We start from the raw sequence: 16,582 nt of genomic DNA on the forward strand, positions 1-16,582 counted from the left end.
AGGGGGAAAACTGCGCGGATGGCCTGTAAGCCGGATTCTGTCCGGGGTTGCCCCCTGGATGACCATTCCTCTGGGTCTGCGCTCGCGCGCAGCCTCAAGCCGCCAACCCGGACCGCTCGGGGCGAAGCTCCCCTGCCGGGCCCCGTTGCCGGGGCGCACGGCGCGCGATCCCTATTCGGCGTTGCTCCCGGTGGGGCTTGCCATGCCGGTCCTGTTGCCAGTCCCGCGGTGGGCTCTTACCCCACCGTTTCACCCTTGCCGCAGCGGACTGCGGCGGTCTCTTCTCTGTGGCGCTTTCCCTGGGGTTGCCCCCGCCGGGCGTTACCCGGCACCGTTGCTTCATGGAGTCCGGACTTTCCTCGGCCCCCCAGCTGTCCGCGAAACGGAGCTATGGGGCGCCGCGGTCATCCGGCCATCCGCGCCCGGGCGACATAGGCTGCCCGCGCGCGCGCGTCAAGCCGGCGCGAGGGGGGCGCTGCCCCCTCTTGGCCTGCGGCCAATTCACCCCCGGGATATTTGCGGCAATTGGAAGCGAAAGGCCCCGGGCTTTCTTCTTGGCGGAAAGACCTCGGGGGTGAGGCCGAAGGCCGAGGGGGCAGCGCCCCCTGCCTCAGGCGCTGCGCCAGCTGTCGCCATCCGCGCCGAAGCGCGCGGCAAGATCAGCCACAAGCGCCATGTCGATGCCATCGAGCGGCCCGTCGTGGCGCGGCCGGAAGCGCAGCCGGAAGGCCGCAAGCAGCACCGCAGGCGGGGCCTCGGGATAGCCGAAGGCGCGGGCGAGGGCCGCGAAGACCTCTTCCGAGGGCGTGGCCTCGGCGCCGGGCGCCGGCCAGACGGCCAGCCCGCCGCGCGCGAGGCGGCGCCAGTCGAAACGCGGCCCGGGGTCGATCTTGCGGTCGGGCGCCATGTCGGAATGGCCGATCACCCCCTCGGGGCCGATCCCCCAGCGGGTCATGATGCCGCCGAGAAGCGTTTCGAGCGCCGCCATCTGCGGCTCGGGGAAGGGCCGGTCGCCGGGATTGGCAAGCTCGATCCCGATCGAGCGGGAATTGACGTCGTCGCGCCCCTGCCAGCTTCCGACGCCCGCGTGCCAGGCCCGCGCCGCCTCGGGCACCAGCGCCTCGGCCCGACCGTCCTCGGCCAGCAGCCAATGCGCCGAGACCTCGGCCGTCGGGTCGCACAGCCGCGCCCGCGCCGCGGCACAGCTTTGCATGCCGGTGTAATGGATCACGATCAGCTCGGGGCGCGCCTGGCCGCGCCGTTCGCCGAAATTGGGCGAGGGCAGCACGGGCCTATTGTCGCGCCGCCTGGAACGGGCGCGGATCCCAGCCGCAGGCGAAGCCATCACCGTCCGGATCGAGGTTGAGCGGGTCCTTCTGCGGCCCGCCCCGTTGCAGGAAGGCCATCTGCGCGAGATCGGGCGCGATGTATTTCTTGCACGCCTTGTCCGAGGAGCTCAGCCGCAGCCCGCCGCGCGGCCAGACCGACTGGCCGGGCGCATTCTTCGCCGCAAGTGCATAGGCGGCAAGGTTCGGCCCGGTGCCGCCGCCTGCCGGCATCGCGGCCGGCGACATCGCGTTCAGCGGCGCGCCGACGCTGCCCGTCGCGGCCACCGTCGGCGCCACCGTCTCGGCCGGGGCGCTGTCGCCCGCGGGCGCGGTGGCGCGCAGCGCGGCCAGCGTGTCCGCCCCGATCGAACCGGAGCCGCCGGTGGCCGTCGCATCGGTGCCTGTCGCGCCTTGTGCCGCGGCGATCCCCGCGGCCGAAGTCACCGGCGTCGCACCATAGCCCGAGGTGCCATAGCCGCCATCCGCGGGTGTCGCGCCCGTCTGCACGCCGGCCCCCTTCAGTTCGCTTTCGCGCTGATGCAGGTAGTCCTCATAGGTGCCGAAACCGGCCCCCGCCCCCGAATTGGGCACATCGGGCTGGCAGCCCGCCAGCAGCATTCCGGTCAGAACGAGCAGCGGCGCCTTGCGCATCGGTCTCTCCTCTTACCACCACTTCGACGGTTTGTGAGTGAACCCTGCCGCGCGCTCCAAGACAAGAGCGTGATTGAGCAGGTCGCCCTCGCCCCAGGGCCGGCCGATCAGCTGCAGCCCCATCGGCAGCCCCTTGGCATCAAGCCCGACCGGCACCGAGATCCCCGGCAGACCGGCCAGGTTCACCGTCACGGTGAAGACGTCGTTGAGATACATCTCGACCGGCGAGGCATCGGCCATCTCGCCGAGGCCAAAGGCCGAGGACGGCGTCGCCGGCGTCAGGATCGCATCGACGCCGGCGGCGAAGACCTGGTCGAAGTCGCGCTTGATCAGCGCGCGGACGCGGCGGGCGCGGTTGTAATAGGCGTCGTAGAAGCCCGCCGACAGCACATAGGTGCCGATCATGATGCGGCGTTGCACCTCGGAGCCGAAGCCCTCGGCGCGGGTCTTCTCGTACATTTCGACGATGCCGTCACCGGCACCGAGCTTGGCGCGATAGCCATAGCGCACGCCGTCATAGCGCGCGAGGTTCGACGAGGCCTCGGCCGGCGCGATCACGTAATAGGCGGGCAGCGCGTATTTCGTGTGCGGCAGCGAGATCTCGACGATCTCGGCGCCCGCGTCGCGCAGCATCGCGGTGCCCTCGTCCCAGAGCTTGCCGATTTCCTCGGGCATGCCCTCGATCCGGTATTCGCGCGGAATGCCGATCTTCTTGCCGCGGATGTCGCCGGTCAGCGCCGCCTCGAAATCGGGCACCGGGATCTCGACCGAGGTCGAGTCCTTCGGGTCGACCGAGGCCATCGCGCCGAGCATGATCGCCGCGTCGCGCACGGTCTTGGTCATCGGGCCGGCCTGATCGAGGCTCGAGGCGAAGGCGACGACGCCCCAGCGCGAGACCCGGCCATAGGTCGGCTTGATGCCGACGATGCCGGTGAAGGCGGCGGGCTGGCGGATCGAGCCGCCGGTGTCGGTGCCGGTCGCGGCAAGGCACAGGTCCGCGGCGACGGCGGCGGCCGAGCCGCCCGAGGAGCCGCCGGGCGTCAGCTGCCGGGCGTCGATCTTCCAGGGGTTCACCGCGGGCCCGTAGCAGGCGGTTTCGGTCGAGGAGCCCATGGCGAACTCGTCCATCGACACCTTGCCGAGCATCACCGCGCCCGCGTCCCACAGGTTCTGGGTGACGGTCGATTCATACTCGGGCTTGAAGCCCGCAAGGATCTTCGAGGCGGCCTGGGTGGCAACCCCCTTGGTGCAGAAGAGATCCTTGATGCCGAGCGGAATGCCGCACATCGCGGGGGCATCGCCCGCCTTGATCCGCACATCCGCGGCCTTTGCCTGCGCAAGCGCGATCTCGGGGGTCTTGGCGCACCAGGCGTTCAGCGCATCGGCACCGTCGATCGCGGCAAGGCAGCTTTCGGTGATTTCGACCGAGGTGACCTCGCCCTTGCGCAGCGCGTCGCGGGCGGCGGAAATCGTCAGCTGGTTCAGGCTCATTCGACCACCTTCGGCACGGCAAAGAAGCCCTCGCGGGCATCGGGGGCATTCGACAGGATCTTCTCGGCATAGCCGCCGTCGGTGACCACGTCCGCGCGGCGCTTCAGCCGCATCGGCGTGACCGAGGTCATCGGCTCGAGGCCCGCGACGTCGACCTCGTTCAGCTGTTCCATGAAGGTCAGGATGCCGCTCAGATCCTGCGCGAGCTTGGGCAGGTTTTCCTCGGCCACGGCAATGCGCGCCAGATGCGCCACCTTGCGGGCGGTATCGATGTCGATGGACATGAAACTCTCCGATTGTCTTGGCCCGGGTTTAGCGCCCATGCGCCCGGGCTGCAAGCGTGGCTTCCCTTCGCCGCCGGGCGCGCTAGACTCGCGTCAAACCGATGGAGGTGTCCCGATGAAACTGACCTGGCTTGGCCATTCCGGCTTCCGCATGGAGATCGAGAAGGCGGTGATCCTGATCGACCCCTGGATCACCGGCAACCCGATGTTCCCAGCCGCACGCCGCGCCGAGGCGATCGCCGGGGCGACACATATCCTGCTCACCCACGGCCACGGCGATCATTCGGCCGACACCCTGGCGATTGCGAAAGAGCTGAACATCCCCGTCGTCGGCATCTACGACACCGTGTCGTGGTGGCAGGAAAGCGAGGGGATCGAAGGCATCGGCTTCAACAAGGGCGGCACGGTCGACCTCGGCGGGGCACATGTGACGATGGTGCCCGCCTCGCATTCCTCGTCGCTCTCCGGGCCGCAGGGGCCGGTCTATGCCGGCACCGAGTCGGGCTACATGATCGCGGGCGAGGGCCATGTCATTTATGTCTCGGGCGACACCACGATCATGGCCGACATGGAATGGATGGCGGAATACCACCGCCCCGACATCGGCATCCTCTGCGCCGGCGGCCATTTTACCATGGACATGAAGGCCGCCGCCTGGGCCGCGCGGAAATACTTCAACTTCCGCACCGTGATCCCCTGCCATTACCGCACCTTCCCGCTGCTCGAGCAAAACGCCGCGGCGCTGAAGGCCGGGTTGCCGAAGGCCGAGGTGATCGAGCCCGAGGTGATGGAGCCGATCCTTCTGTGAAAAAGGAAGGGGGCGCTGCCCCCTCGGGCTTCGCCCTCACCCCCGGGATATTTGGAGCGATTGGAAGACACGCGCGGCACCCCGCTTCCAATTGCCTCAAATATCCCGGGGGTGAATTTCGCGACAGCGAAAGAGGGGGCAGCGCCCCCTGCCCTGCCCCGGCCGCCGCCCGTGTCCCGCTCAGCAGTTCGGCACGTTCACCGCCAGCCCGCCGAGGCTCGTCTCCTTATAATGGGCGTGCATGTCGCGGCCGGTCTGGCGCATCGTCTCGATCGCGGCATCGAGCGGCACCAGATGCGTGCCGTCGCCGCGCAGCGCCAGGCTTGCGGCCGAGATCGCCTTGATCGCGCCAAGGCCGTTCCGTTCGATGCAGGGCACCTGCACCAGCCCCTTCACCGGATCGCAGGTCATGCCCAGATGATGCTCGAGCGCGATCTCGGCGGCATTCTCGATCTGCTCGGGGGACCCGCCCAGAACCGCGGCAAGCCCCGCCGCGGCCATCGCGGCGGCCGAGCCCACCTCGGCCTGACAGCCGCATTCGGCTCCCGAGATCGAGGCGTTGGTCTTGATCAGCCCGCCCACCGCCGCGGCGGTGAGCAGAAACTCGCCCACCCGCGACGCGGTGGCGCCCGGCACATGGTCGAGCCAGTAGCGGATCACCGCCGGCACCACGCCCGCCGCGCCATTCGTCGGCGCCGTCACCACCTGACCGCCCGCCGCGTTCTCCTCGTTCACCGCCATCGCATAGCACGAGATCCAGTCGTTCACCGTATGCGGCGGCGCAAGGTTCATGCCGCGCTCGGCGAGCAGCGCCGCATGGATCGCCCTGGCGCGGCGCTTCACCTTCAGCCCGCCGGGCAGGATCCCCTCGGTGGCAAGCCCGCGCGCAAGACAGTCGGCCATCACCGCCCAGATCCGCGCGAGCCCCGCCTCGATCGCCGCCTCGTCGCGAAAGCGCCGCTCGTTGCGCCGCTTCATCTGCGCGATCGTCAGCCCCGAGGCGCGGGCCATCGCCAGCATCTCCTCGGCGGTGCGGAAGGGAAAGGGCACGGGCGAGGGCTCGGCGAGGGTCTTCGCGTCGACCGCGGCAAGTTCCGCCGCGGTGCGCACGAAGCCGCCGCCGATCGAGTAATAGGTTTCCTGCAACAGCACGTCGCCCTCGGCGTCGAGCGCCTCGAGCACCATGCCGTTCGCGTGGCCGGCAAGCGCCGGGCCGAAGTCGAAGACCAGATCGCGCCCCGGATCGAAAGCCAGCGGCGCGAGCCCCGGCGGGGTCAGCAGATGCGTCGCCCGGTTCGCCGCCAGCGCCGCCTCGGCGGCTTCGGCCTCGTAGCTTTCGGGCTCGAACCCGGCCAAGCCGAGGATCGTGGCGCGGTCGGTCGCGTGGCCCTTGCCGGTGAAGGCGAGCGAGCCATAGAGCCGCGCGCGCAGCCCCCGCGCCTCGAAGGGCGAGGCGCGCAGCGCACTCAGGAAGCGCGCCGCCGCCACCATCGGCCCCATCGTGTGCGAGGAGGAGGGCCCCACCCCCACCTTGAAGATGTCGAAAACGCTCAGAAACATTGCCCGGTCTCCCTGTTCGGCGCATCCTGCCACGGGTGGACGCGGCGGACAGTGGGAAAGCGACACTTTGCGTCGCAAAGGCGCTGTGCCCGCGGGCGCGCAGCGATTCGGCCTCGCACAGGCGGGGGCGCTTGTCTATAAGCGGGCCGAGACGCTTTCAGGAGACCGCCCATGCCCGCCGAACTCTCCCCGATCGACAAGGCCAAATTCGCCGCTGCCCGCCGTGCCGTCGACTATGTCGAGGACGGGATGAAGGTCGGTCTCGGCACCGGCTCGACCGCGGCCTGGATGGTGCGCTGTCTGGGCGAGATGGTGCGCGAGGACGGGCTGCGGATCACCGGCGTGCCGACCTCGTCGCGCACCGCCGACCTTGCCCGGCAGGTCGGGATCGAGGTGATCGGCCTCGACGAGGCGAAATGGCTCGATCTGACGATCGACGGCGCGGACGAGTTCGACGGCCAGCTCAACCTGATCAAGGGCGGCGGCGGCGCGCTGCTGCAGGAAAAAATCGTCGCCACCGCCTCGGACCAGATGATCGTCATCGCCGATGCGGCGAAGGAAGTGGCCGCACTTGGCGCCTTCCCGCTGCCGGTCGAGGTGGTGCCCTTCGGCTGGCAGACCACCCGCGCGCTGATCGAGGAGATGCTGATCTCGATGGAAGTGCTGGGCCGGCAGACCACGCTGCGGCTGAACGGCTCGCAGCCCTTCGTCACCGACGAGGGCAATTACATCGTCGACCTGCACCTGAACCGCATCGCCAATCCGCGCCAGCTGAGCCTGGTGCTGAACCAGATCCCGGGCGTGGTCGAGAATGGTCTCTTCATCGACATCTGCGACCGGGTGATCATCGGCGGCGCCGATGGCAAGGTCGAGATCCGCGACATCAACGAGGGCACGGTGGCGCATGAGCGCATCGACTTCGCCGACGAGGCCAACATCTTCTCCGACCTCGACTGAGGCGCCGCGCCACGCGCGGCGAGGATCCGGCCATCCCGGCCCGGCGCCCGACGCCGGGCCGTTTTCATCTGTGGCGCCCGGATGCCCCCGGACGCCCGCGCTGCCGCCAATCCGCGCCGCGTGGCTTGCCCCGGGGGGCCCGCGCCGCTAAGTCCTGTGCAACGGTGCCGCGATGCGGCAGGAAACGGAAGGGCGACAGATGAGCTTCGACTACGACCTCTTCGTGATCGGCGGCGGTTCGGGCGGGGTGCGCGCGGCGCGGATCGCAGCGGGCGAGCATGGCGCGAAGGTGGCGCTGGCCGAGGAATACCGGATGGGCGGCACCTGCGTGATCCGCGGCTGCGTGCCGAAGAAGCTGATGGTCTTCGCCTCCGCGATGCCGGCGGCGGTGGAAGAGGCGCGCGCCTATGGCTGGCAGGCCGAGATCGGCGCCTTCGACTGGACCGGCTTCCGCGCCAAGCTCGATGCCGAGCTCGACCGCCTCGAGGCGATCTATCGCCGCGGCCAGTCGGGCGCGGGCGTCACCGTCTTCGATCAGCGCGCCACCGTCGCCTCGGCCCATGAGGTGCGCCTTGCCGATGGCCAGGTGGTCAGCGCCAAGCACATCCTGATCGCCACCGGCGGCACCCCCTTCGTGCCCGAATTCGACGGCCGCGAGCACGTGATGACCTCGAACGAGATCTTCAAGATGGAAGCGCTGCCGCGGCGCATCCTGATCGTCGGCGGCGGCTATATCGCCTGCGAATTCGCCTGCATCCTCGAGGGGCTGGGCACCGGCGTGACGCTGTGGAACCGCTCGCCGCTGCTGCGCGGGTTCGACGCCGAATGCCGCGACCTGATCGTCGAGAAGATGGCGGCGCGCGGCATCGCGATCCACACCGGGCTTGTCGTGCAGCACATCAAGAAGACCGCGGCGGGGCTTGTCGTCACCGGTGGCGACGGCCGCAGCGAGACCTTCGACGCCGTGCTTTACGCCACCGGCCGGGTGCCGAACACCGCGGGGCTGGGTCTCGCCGAGGCCGGCGTGACGCTCGCCCCGAACGGCGCCGTGGCGGTCGACGACTGGTCGCAGACGAATGTGCCCTCGATCTATGCCGTGGGCGATGTCACCGACCGCATCGCCCTGACCCCGGTCGCGATCCGCGAGGGCCATGCCTTCGCCGACACCGTCTTCGGCGCCACGCCCCGCCGGGCCGACCACGAGCTGGTCGCCTCGGCCGTCTTCACCCGGCCCGAGTTCGGCACCTGTGGCCTGAGCGAAGAGGCCGCGCGCGAGATCGAGCCGGTCGAGATCTATGTCTCGGCCTTCCGCCCGATGCGCTCGGCCTTTGCCGGCGGCGACGAGAAGGTGCTGATGAAGCTTGTCGTGTCGAAGGCGACGCGGCGGGTTCTCGGCTGTCATATCGTCGCACCGGAAGCGGGCGAGATGATCCAGCTGGCGGCGATCGCGATGAAGATGGGCGCCAGCAAGGAGCAGTTCGACGCGACCTGTGCGGTGCACCCGACGATGGCGGAAGAGCTGGTGACGATGCGCAAGCCCGTCCGGCACGCTTGACATCGACCAATCAGTCCCCACCTCGGACGGGACAACAATGAAAGGCGAGGGAAAATGAGCAACGGAGGTCCCTGGGGGACGGGTGGCGGCAATGACGACGACCGCGACGACAACCGACGGCCCGGACAGCGGCGGCCGGGCGAGCCGCCCGCAATCCCCGAGATCGAAGATCTCATGAAGAAAGGCTCCGAACAGCTGAAGGTGCTGATGGGCGGGCGTGGCGGCTCGGGCGGCGGACGTCCGGGCGGCGGGCTGCCGAAGGGGCCGGCGATGACCGGCGGCACGATCGGCCTTGTGGCGCTGGCTGCGGTCGCGCTCTGGGCCTGGGCGTCGTTCTACACGGTGCAGCAGAACGAGCGCTCGATCGAGCTGATGTTCGGCAAGTATTATGCGACCGGCAACCCGGGGCTCAATTTCGCGCCCTGGCCGGTGGTCACCGCCGAGGTGCTCTCGGTCACCGACGAACGCACCACGGAACTGGGCACCGGGCGGGGCGGCTCGATGGATTCGGGGCTGATGCTGACCCGGGACCAGAACATCGTCGACATCGAGTTCCAGGTGGTCTGGAACATCTCGGACCCGATGAAATACCTGTTCAACCTCGCCGATCCGGAAGACACGATCCGCGCCGTCTCGGAATCCGCGATGCGCGACATCATCGCGCGCTCGGAACTCGCACCGATCCTGAACCGCGACCGCGGCGCGATCGGCGCCGACCTGCGCACGGCGGTGCAGGGCACGCTCGACAGCTATGACGTGGGCATCAACATCGTGCGGGTGAACTTCAACCGTGCCGACCCGCCGAAAGAGGTGATCGACAGCTTCCGCGACGTGCAGGCCGCGCAGCAGGAGCGCGACAAGCTCGAGAAGGAAGCCGACGCCTATTCGAACAAGGCGACCGCCGGTGCCCGCGGCCAGGCCGCGCAGCTGCAGGAGCAGGCCGAAGCCTATCGGGCCCAGGTGGTGAACGACTCGCAGGGCGAGGCGGCACGCTTCCTCTCGGTCTACGAGGAATACCGCAAGGCGCCCCAGGTGACGAAGCGGCGGATGTTCTACGAAACGATGGGCCGCATCCTTGGCGATGTCGACAAGGTGGTGGTCGACGGGCAGTCGGGCGTCCTGCCCTATCTGCCGCTTGACCAGCTTCGCAAGACCACGCCTGCGACGAACGGGGGGGCCAACTGATGCGCGCGCAATTCCTGATCCCGGTGGGGGTGATCGCCCTCGCCCTCGGCCTGTCCTCGGTCTACACGGTGGACGAGCGCGAAAAGGCGCTGGTGCTGCAGTTCGGCGAGGTGAAGACGGTGCGCACCGAGCCCGGTCTGGGCTTCAAGATCCCGCTGATCCAGCAGGTGGTGAAATACGACGACCGCATCCTCAGCCTGATGACGCAGCCGCTCGAGGTGACGCCGCTCGACGATCGCCGTCTGGTGGTCGATGCCTTTGCGCGCTGGCGCATCACCAACCCGGTGAAGTTCCGCGAGGCGGTGTCGACCGGCGGCGAGAGCTTTGCGAAAAGCCGGCTTGACGGCATCCTGAACAACGCCATCCGCGAGGTCATGGGGTCGGTGCCCTCGACCGCGGTGCTGTCGGACGACCGCACCCCGCTGATGAACCAGATCCGCGACATCGCCCGGCGCGAGGCGGCGGCGCTTGGCGTCGATGTGATCGACGTGCGGCTGACCCGCACCGACCTGCCCGACCAGAACCTCGCCGCGACCTATGCCCGGATGCGGGCCGAGCGCGAGCGCGAGGCGGCGGACGAGCGGGCGCGTGGCGGCGAGGCGGCACAGCGGGTGCGCGCGGCGGCAGACCGGACCGTGATCGAGCTGACCTCGGAGGCGCGCAAGCAGTCCGAGATCATCCGCGGCGAGGCCGATGCCGAGCGCAACGCGATCTATGCCGAGGCTTATGGCAAGGACCCGTCGTTCTTCGCCTTCACCCGCTCGCTGCAGTTCTATGCCGAAAGCCTGAAGCCCGGCACCTCGTCGCTGGTGACCGAGCCCTCGAGCCTCTACTTCGACTACGACCGCTTCGTGAAGAGCCTCGGTCCGATCGAGGCGGTGCCGACGGGCGAGACCCCTGCCCCTGCCGCGGGTCAATGAACGCACTGCGGCTGACGGGCCTTGCGCTCGACCTGGTGATCGGGGGGGCTGGCGCTGGCGCCGGCCCCTTCGCGCATCCGGGAGGGGCTGGTGCGGCTTGCCGCGATGCGGCACGGGCGGCAGCCGCTCTTCGGCCCGGCGGCGGTGGCCGTCCGGCGTGGCGCTTTTCTGGCTTTTGCGGCATTTCTGGCATTGACCCCGGCACCGCAACGGGGCGAGATCCTCTCGCCCCTCTCACACCGAATTGAGACGGCGCGACGGTCTTTCATTTGAACGTCCCGCCCCCTAGGGTTTTAACAAGGGAGACGCCGGCGAGGCCCGGCTCGAGATTTTCGGGAGCGACGCATGACAAAACACGACCTAACTCCGTTCACCCCCAAAGCGCTGATCCGCACGCCCCGGCTTGTGAAGGGCATTCTGGGGGCCGCGATGATCTCGACGGCGCTGGCCTTCGCGCCGATCGCGCCGGCCTATGCCCGCGCCGCGCCGGACAGCTTTGCCGATCTTGCCGAGAAGGTCAGCCCCGCGGTGGTGATGATTACCACCACGACCACCGTCGCCGTGCCGAATGACCAGGGCCCGGTCTTCCCCGACGGCTCGCCGTTCTCGGACCTGTTCAAGGATTTCCCGTTCCAGCAGATGCCGAACGGCCCAAACGGGCCGACCCACCCGCAGCGTTCGAATGCGCTCGGCTCGGGCTTCGTGATCTCGGAAGACGGTTATATCGTCACCAATAACCATGTCATCGAGGGCGCCGACGAGATCCAGATCGAGTTCTACGGCGGCAAGACGATGGACGCGAAGCTGATCGGCACCGATCCGAAGACCGACATCGCGCTGCTCAAGGTCGAAAGCGACAAGCCGTTGCCCTTCGTCACCTTCGCCGACAGCGACCAGACCCGGGTGGGCGATTGGGTGATGGCCATGGGCAACCCGCTCGGCCAGGGCTTCTCGGTCTCGGCGGGCATCGTCTCGGCGCGCAACCGCGAGCTTTCGGGCACCTATGACGACTACCTGCAGACCGATGCGGCGATCAACCGCGGCAACTCGGGCGGGCCGCTGTTCAACATGGACGGCCAAGTCGTCGGGGTGAACACCGCGATCCTGTCGCCGAACGGCGGTTCGATCGGCATCGGCTTCTCGATGGCCTCGAACGTGGTGAAGAAGGTCGTCGACCAGCTCAAGCAGTTCGGCGAGACCCGCCGCGGCTGGCTTGGCGTGAAGATCCAGGAGATCACCCCCGACATGGCCGATGCCATGGGCCTGCCGAAGGCCGAGGGTGCGCTCGTCTCCGAAGTGCCCGAGGGCCCGGCGAAGGCCGCCGGCATGCAGGCGGGCGACGTCATCGTCAACTTCGACGGCGGCGAGGTGAAGAACAGCCGTGACCTCGTGCGTCGCGTCGCCGATGCGCCGGTGGGCCAGGCGGTGCGGGTCACCGTGGTGCGCGGCGGCAAGGAGCAGACGCTGCTCATCACGCTCGGCCGGCGCGAGACCGCCGAGGGCGATGCCGTGCCTGCCGCCGCCCAGGACCAGACCGGCACCGCGGCCGAGGCGCAGGTGCTTGGCATGACGGTGATGCCGCTCACCGACGCGCTGATCCAGGAGATGGGGCTGCAGCCCGGCACCCAGGGCCTTGTCATCAAGTCGATCGACGAGAACTCTGACGCCTATGGCAAGGGCCTGCGCGAGGGCGACCTGATCACCGAGGCCGGTCAGCAGCCGGTGGCGCAGCTGAGCGACCTCGAGGACCGGGTGAAGGAAGCCAAGGACGCCGGGCGCAAGTCGGTGCTGCTGCTGATCCGCCGCGGCGGCGAGCCGCGCTTCGTGGCGCTGCCGGTGAACGGCTGAGCCCACGGGCGCAGACAGGACAGACGAAGGGCCCGGAGCGCGATCGCCGCTCCGGGCCCTTTGCGTTGATGCGGCGGTCGATGTTATCCCGACGGCACAGTCCTCAGGAGCGCCACAGTGAAAGCCCTCGTCATCATCGACATGCAATTGGAGATGCAGCACCGCATCGCGGCCGGCCGCGACTGCGTGAACGCCGGGGCGCCCGAGCGGATCGCGGCGCTTGCGGCGGGCTTTCGCCAAAACGGGTGGCCGGTGGTGCATGTCCGCCACCGTGACGACGCCGCGCAATCGCCTCTTCATCCGGAGGCCGCGGGCTATCCGCCGATGGCCTGCGCCGAAGCGCTGGAAGGCGAGGCCGTTTTCGTGAAACGGACTTCCTCTGCCTTCGCCTCGACCGATCTCGCGGCGCATCTGCAGGCGCAGGGCATCACCGACCTGGTGGTGACGGGTGCCGTGGCCGGTTTTTGCGTCAACAGCACGGTCCGGCATGGCGCGGATCTGGGCTTTGACATGACCGTCGTCCGGGATGCGGTGATCGGCTTTGACCTGCCGGCGGCAGGCCTCTCCGCCCGGGTGATCTTCGATGTCACCCTCGCCCATCTCGAGGCCGATTTCGCGCGGGTCATCGACACCGCGTCCGTGCTGGACACGACAGGCTGAGCATCAGCCCTGCCCCCCTCGCCGGCCGTCTTACTTCACGTCCTCAAGCCAGGGCAGCAGCCCCATCTCCTGCGCCGCCCGGACCGAGAGCGTGGCCGAGGCAAGCCCGCGCGGCGCCTGATAGGCGCGGATCGCGACATGGGTCGGGATGTCGAGCACGCCGTTGACCGGCCCGGCATAGAGCCCGCGCACCTGCAACGCGCGCTGCAGCGAGGCGACGAAATCGGCGGTCATCACATCGCTGCAGGGCGCCGGAAACCACATCTCGGCCCGGCCCTCGACGATGCGCTGATGCGTGGCGCTGCGATAGGTCGCAGGCCGCGTCACCTGCCCGGTCGTGCGGTCGCGGACCTCGGGCGCGACCAGCTCCTGCTCGGTCACCGTCTCGATCACCGCGGGCCGGGTCTGGCGCGCGAAGCAGCCCGCCTCGCCCGGCTGGGGCGGGGTATCGCGCCACTCGCCGGCAAGGCTCTGCTCGACCGGCCCGGTCCCGGCCGGATCGGCGGCACGCGCCGCGGCGGAACCGAGGCCGAGGGCACAGCACAACAGGATCAATCGCACAGAAATGGTCATCGCCGGGGCTCTTTGCCGAATTCCTGCGCGACCCTAGCCGATTGCGGCAGGCGCGAAAAGGGATGCGGCACCGCGGCTCTGGTCAAGCCGGGCGGCATGTCATAAATCGGATCAGACGGCCGCGCGGGCGGCAAGCGGATGGGATACAGACGATGGCGAAGATCACCTATATCGAATTCAACGGCACCGAGCATGTGGTGGACGTGAAGCCCGGCATGACGGTCATGGAAGGCGCGCGCGACAACGGCATCCCGGGCATCGACGCCGATTGCGGCGGCGCCTGCGCCTGCTCGACCTGCCATGTCTACATCGACGAGGCCTGGCTCGACCGGTTGCCGGCGAAAGAGTCGATGGAAGAGGACATGCTCGATTTCGCCTGGCATCCCGATCCGGTGAAATCGCGCCTGACCTGCCAGATCAAGGTCACGCCCGAGATCGACGGGCTGGTGGTGCATATCCCCGAAAAGCAGATCTGAGCGCAATCGGCGCGATGCGAAGGGCCGCCCGCCGGGGCGGCCCTTCGGCGTTTCAGGGCATCAGTGCCGGCGCACAGACGAGCGCCCCGGCGGGGGCCGGGCCGGCAAGCGGCTTCACCAGCACATAGCGCGCCGGCACCCCCGCCAGCACCACCGCCGGATCGGCGACAAAGCCGAAGCGGCGGTAATAGGCGGGCTCGCCCACCAGCACCGCGCCCGCGGCACCGCGCACCGCCAGCCGGTCAAGCGCCGCGCGCATCAAGGCGCTGCCGACGCCGCCCCCCTGCACCTCGGGCGCGACGGCGAGCGGGCCGAGACAGGCCCAGCCCGCCGCCCCGCCGATCGTCGCGGCCGAGGCGGCGATCTGGCCGACGAGCTGCCCGTCCGCCTCGGCCACAAGCGACAGGCTCAGCGCGCCGCTTGCGCGCAGCCGCGCCAGCACCTCGGCCTCGGTCCCCGAGGCGACGGGCGCGGTGGCGAAGGCCCGGGTGACGAGCGCGGCAAGGGCGGCGTTCTCGGCCGCGGTTCCGGTTTCGGATCGGATGATCATGGCAGACCTCACTGGTTGTCGAGCTGGCCGCGCACGGCGGCAAGGCCGCGGCGCGAGATCCGGTAGGGCGCGCCACCGCCCGAGGCGATCAGCCGCCGCGCCCTGAGGCGCCGGAACAGCGGCAGATCGCAATCGGAAAGCACCAGCCCGTCGCGGGTGTAGCAGGTGACGGCGGAAATCTTGCGGCCCTCGCCGCGTTCATGGCGGATCAGCCCGCCCTGAGCCAGCACGTGCAGCACGCGCTGTTCGAGTTTCGAGATATTCATGGGAATCCTAGAAATGGATGTGAGACTTCAGGGCCGTGCCCTCAGGCCGCCCCGCTTCGTGTCACGGCTCCCCGACAGGGAGCCTCTCACACAATCTCCGACATCCACACTCCATCGCGGCCCTTGCACCGCGTCCCCCAAAAGGTAGGCAGCGCCGGCCCCCGGCGCAAGCCCCCCGCGTGCGCGGCCGCCGCGCTCCACTGCCGCGCTCCACTATCGGAAACCCGTGTCTCGTTTGCGACACCGCCAACGCCGCTTTTCGCGCCCTTCGCGTCGTATCCCGGCTGGCCCCCGGCCGCGCCGCGGGAGAGATTGCGGCAGACACGCCCGCAAGGGCCCAGCGAAGGACCCGAGAATGACTTCCTACGTGCTTACGGTGACCTGCAAGACGACCCGCGGCATCGTCGCAGCGATCGCGACGTTCCTGGCCGAGCAGGGATGCAACATCACCGACTCGCACCAGTACGACGACGTGCAGAGCGGCACCTTCTTCATGCGCGTCAGCATCGAATCGCAGACCGGCGCCAGCCGCGAGTCGCTGGTGGCGGGCTTCACCCCGGTCGCCGAGGCCTTCGGCATGAACTGGGCGCTGCACGATCAGGCGTGCAAGATGAAGGTGCTGCTGATGGTGTCGAACTTCGGCCATTGCCTGAACGACCTGCTCTACCGGACGCGCATCGGCGCGCTGCCGATCGAGATCGTCGGCGTGATCTCGAACCACCTGACCTATCAGAAGGTGGTGGTGAACCAGGACATCCCCTTCTACCACATCCGGGTGACGAAGGAGAACAAGGCCGAGGCCGAGGCCGAGCTGCTCGCCGTGGTCGACGAGACCGGCGCCGAGCTCGTGGTGCTGGCGCGCTACATGCAGATCCTCTCGGATGCGCTGTGCGCCAAGATGTCGGGCCGGATCATCAACATCCACCACTCGTTCCTGCCGAGCTTCAAGGGCGCCAACCCCTACAAGCAGGCCTATGAACGCGGCGTGAAGCTGATCGGCGCGACGGCGCATTACGTCACCGCCGATCTCGACGAGGGCCCGATCATCGAGCAGGACACGGTGCGCGTCACCCATGCGCAATCGCCCGAGGATTACGTGAGCCTTGGCCGTGACGTCGAGGCGCAGGTGCTCGCCCGCGCGATCCACGCCCATATCCACCACCGTGCCTTCATCAACGGTGGCAAGACGGTGGTGTTCCCGGCCAGCCCCGGCTCCTATGCCTCGGAACGGATGGGGTGAGCCGCGGTCCCGGCGCACCGCGCCGGGATTGAACGCTCCGGTGGAGCGTTCAAAGCGGCGAACGCCCGGAGCGCAAGCGCAGGGCTGGGTGCCTTGAGCGAACGCCCGGAGCGCAAGCGAGGGCCGGGTGCCTCGGGCGCACGCCGGGCAAGCAAAGCCCCCTCCCGCTTCCAATTGCCTCAAATATCCCGGGGGTGAATGGCCGCAGGCCAGAGGGGGCAGCGCCCCCT

General features: G+C 69.0%; 17 protein-coding genes and 1 other RNA gene. 9 read left to right on the plus strand and 9 right to left on the minus strand.

Annotated elements, in window-relative coordinates:
- Nucleotides 1-10 precede the first annotated feature (10 nt).
- The 5 genes from rnpB to gatC all read right to left on the minus strand — a co-directional run bounded on the left by rnpB (nucleotide 11) and on the right by gatC (nucleotide 3,754).
- An RNA gene (gene rnpB / locus EOW66_RS10870) (RNase P RNA component class A) lies at nucleotides 11-420 on the minus strand.
- A 190-nt stretch (nucleotides 421-610) separates the two neighbouring features.
- Nucleotides 611-1,288 (minus strand): N-acetylmuramoyl-L-alanine amidase, encoded by a 678-nt coding sequence (locus EOW66_RS10875; RefSeq protein ID WP_128156377.1) that lies wholly within the window; start codon nucleotides 1,286-1,288, stop codon nucleotides 611-613.
- A gap of 4 nt (nucleotides 1,289-1,292) precedes the next feature.
- Nucleotides 1,293-1,979 (minus strand): hypothetical protein, encoded by a 687-nt coding sequence (locus EOW66_RS10880; RefSeq protein ID WP_128156378.1) that lies wholly within the window; start codon nucleotides 1,977-1,979, stop codon nucleotides 1,293-1,295.
- A 12-nt stretch (nucleotides 1,980-1,991) separates the two neighbouring features.
- Complete coding sequence (gatA, locus tag EOW66_RS10885; protein ID WP_128156379.1) at nucleotides 1,992-3,470, minus strand: Asp-tRNA(Asn)/Glu-tRNA(Gln) amidotransferase subunit GatA; 1,479 nt, start codon at nucleotides 3,468-3,470, stop codon at nucleotides 1,992-1,994.
- Nucleotides 3,467-3,754 (minus strand): Asp-tRNA(Asn)/Glu-tRNA(Gln) amidotransferase subunit GatC, encoded by a 288-nt coding sequence (gatC, locus tag EOW66_RS10890; RefSeq protein WP_128156380.1) that lies wholly within the window; start codon nucleotides 3,752-3,754, stop codon nucleotides 3,467-3,469. Before gatC ends, gatA begins: the two co-directional genes overlap by 4 nt.
- A gap of 115 nt (nucleotides 3,755-3,869) precedes the next feature.
- Between gatC and EOW66_RS10895 the strand changes: the two genes are divergently transcribed.
- Nucleotides 3,870-4,562 (plus strand): metal-dependent hydrolase, encoded by a 693-nt coding sequence (locus tag EOW66_RS10895; RefSeq protein WP_128156381.1) that lies wholly within the window; start codon nucleotides 3,870-3,872, stop codon nucleotides 4,560-4,562.
- Between the two features lie 180 nt (nucleotides 4,563-4,742).
- On the opposite strand, the gene EOW66_RS10900 is transcribed toward EOW66_RS10895, so the two are convergent.
- Nucleotides 4,743-6,122: an L-serine ammonia-lyase gene (locus EOW66_RS10900; protein WP_128156382.1), complete on the minus strand. Its 1,380-nt coding sequence runs from the start codon at nucleotides 6,120-6,122 to the stop codon at nucleotides 4,743-4,745.
- A gap of 171 nt (nucleotides 6,123-6,293) precedes the next feature.
- Here EOW66_RS10900 and rpiA point away from each other — a divergent pair, with 171 nt between their 5' ends.
- The 6 genes from rpiA (at nucleotide 6,294) to EOW66_RS10930 (ending at nucleotide 13,247) form a co-directional block, all read left to right on the plus strand.
- Complete coding sequence (gene rpiA / locus EOW66_RS10905; RefSeq protein WP_128156383.1) at nucleotides 6,294-7,079, plus strand: ribose-5-phosphate isomerase RpiA; 786 nt, start codon at nucleotides 6,294-6,296, stop codon at nucleotides 7,077-7,079.
- Nucleotides 7,080-7,278: 199 nt separating this feature from the next.
- Complete coding sequence (gorA, locus tag EOW66_RS10910) at nucleotides 7,279-8,634, plus strand: glutathione-disulfide reductase (protein WP_128156384.1); 1,356 nt, start codon at nucleotides 7,279-7,281, stop codon at nucleotides 8,632-8,634.
- Between the two features lie 54 nt (nucleotides 8,635-8,688).
- Nucleotides 8,689-9,819 (plus strand): FtsH protease activity modulator HflK, encoded by a 1,131-nt coding sequence (gene hflK, locus EOW66_RS10915; protein WP_128156385.1) that lies wholly within the window; start codon nucleotides 8,689-8,691, stop codon nucleotides 9,817-9,819.
- Nucleotides 9,816-10,739 carry a protease modulator HflC gene (gene hflC, locus EOW66_RS10920; protein WP_164881100.1) on the plus strand — a complete coding sequence of 308 codons (924 nt, stop codon included), beginning with the start codon at nucleotides 9,816-9,818 and terminating at the stop codon, nucleotides 10,737-10,739. The genes hflK and hflC overlap by 4 nt, the downstream gene beginning before the upstream one ends.
- A 345-nt stretch (nucleotides 10,740-11,084) precedes the next feature.
- Nucleotides 11,085-12,587, plus strand: coding sequence for a DegQ family serine endoprotease (locus EOW66_RS10925; protein ID WP_128156387.1), 1,503 nt, complete (start codon nucleotides 11,085-11,087; stop codon nucleotides 12,585-12,587).
- A 117-nt stretch (nucleotides 12,588-12,704) separates the two neighbouring features.
- On the plus strand, nucleotides 12,705-13,247 hold the full coding sequence (locus EOW66_RS10930; protein ID WP_239017559.1) for an isochorismatase family protein: 543 nt from the start codon (nucleotides 12,705-12,707) through the stop codon (nucleotides 13,245-13,247).
- A gap of 30 nt (nucleotides 13,248-13,277) precedes the next feature.
- Here the strand turns inward: EOW66_RS10930 and EOW66_RS10935 are convergent, their stop codons facing one another.
- Nucleotides 13,278-13,820, minus strand: coding sequence for a peptidoglycan-binding domain-containing protein (locus EOW66_RS10935; protein ID WP_206363689.1), 543 nt, complete (start codon nucleotides 13,818-13,820; stop codon nucleotides 13,278-13,280).
- Between the two features lie 152 nt (nucleotides 13,821-13,972).
- Here EOW66_RS10935 and EOW66_RS10940 point away from each other — a divergent pair, with 152 nt between their 5' ends.
- Entirely contained in the window at nucleotides 13,973-14,296 is a 324-nt protein-coding gene (locus EOW66_RS10940) for a 2Fe-2S iron-sulfur cluster-binding protein (RefSeq protein ID WP_113900775.1), read from the plus strand.
- Nucleotides 14,297-14,348: 52 nt separating this feature from the next.
- On the opposite strand, the gene EOW66_RS10945 is transcribed toward EOW66_RS10940, so the two are convergent.
- Together EOW66_RS10945 and EOW66_RS10950 are read right to left on the minus strand one after the other, a co-directional pair.
- The gene (locus tag EOW66_RS10945) at nucleotides 14,349-14,846 is read right to left on the minus strand and encodes a GNAT family N-acetyltransferase (RefSeq protein ID WP_128156388.1); all 498 of its coding nucleotides are present in this window, start codon (nucleotides 14,844-14,846) and stop codon (nucleotides 14,349-14,351) included.
- 8 nt (nucleotides 14,847-14,854) lie between these two features.
- Nucleotides 14,855-15,112, minus strand: coding sequence for a YjhX family toxin (locus EOW66_RS10950; RefSeq protein ID WP_128156389.1), 258 nt, complete (start codon nucleotides 15,110-15,112; stop codon nucleotides 14,855-14,857).
- A gap of 355 nt (nucleotides 15,113-15,467) precedes the next feature.
- Between EOW66_RS10950 and purU the strand changes: the two genes are divergently transcribed.
- Nucleotides 15,468-16,352 (plus strand): formyltetrahydrofolate deformylase, encoded by an 885-nt coding sequence (purU, locus tag EOW66_RS10955; RefSeq protein ID WP_128156390.1) that lies wholly within the window; start codon nucleotides 15,468-15,470, stop codon nucleotides 16,350-16,352.
- Nucleotides 16,353-16,582: the final 230 nt, after the last annotated feature.

It is taken from the genome of Paenirhodobacter huangdaonensis (genome assembly GCF_004022465.1).
GTDB classification, from domain to species: domain Bacteria; phylum Pseudomonadota; class Alphaproteobacteria; order Rhodobacterales; family Rhodobacteraceae; genus Rhodobacter; species Rhodobacter huangdaonensis.